The 509-nt window shown below is 67.2% G+C and carries 1 protein-coding gene; it reads right to left on the bottom strand.

All coding sequences use genetic code 11. From position 1 onward, the window contains the following. Window positions 1–428: transposase (locus AS93_RS0118405; RefSeq protein ID WP_155956190.1), on the bottom strand; the 428-nt coding region annotated here is incomplete at its 3' end. Window positions 429–509: the final 81 nt, after the last annotated feature.

Below are 509 nucleotides of genomic sequence, written 5' to 3'. Positions count from 1 at the left end.
GCCTTGAGCTGCTCGCGGATGCGGTGCAGCGCCTGCACGCCCTGGGCATCGGGCGACTTGATCGGCACCGGCCGGATATCGCCGCAGCGGTCCGCTTCCAGCAGGCCGGCAGCATCTGTGCGGTCGGTCTTGTTGCGGCGGACGTAGGGCCGGACATCGTGGGCGGGCAGCAGCACGACCTGATGCCCGAGGCGCTCGAAACGCCGTGCCCAGTGGTGGGCAGAGCTGCAGGCCTCCATCACGATGCGCAAAGCGGGTCGGTTGTCGAACGCGCGCGCAAAGGCTGCGCGACCCAGTCGCTTGCGCTCGATGATCCGACCACTGGCATCGGCAAAGGCCAGCTCGAAGACATCCTTGGCAAGATCGACGGCGACGCGCACGGCAGACGAAGCGGTCGCATTGTTCGGGGCGTTGGCGATAGCATGCATGGCGGACTCCTCCTGTGATCCCGATGTCTGAAGGCCACGGCCCTCAGTCTGGCTCAACGAAGCCGAATGGCGACGCGGGGG

The organism is Pseudomonas sp. RL (assembly GCF_000647775.1).
Lineage (GTDB): Bacteria > Pseudomonadota > Gammaproteobacteria > Pseudomonadales > Pseudomonadaceae > Serpens > Serpens flexibilis.
The sequence above is the reverse complement of the archived record's forward strand: the minus strand, read 5'-3'. Positions and strand labels throughout refer to the sequence as shown.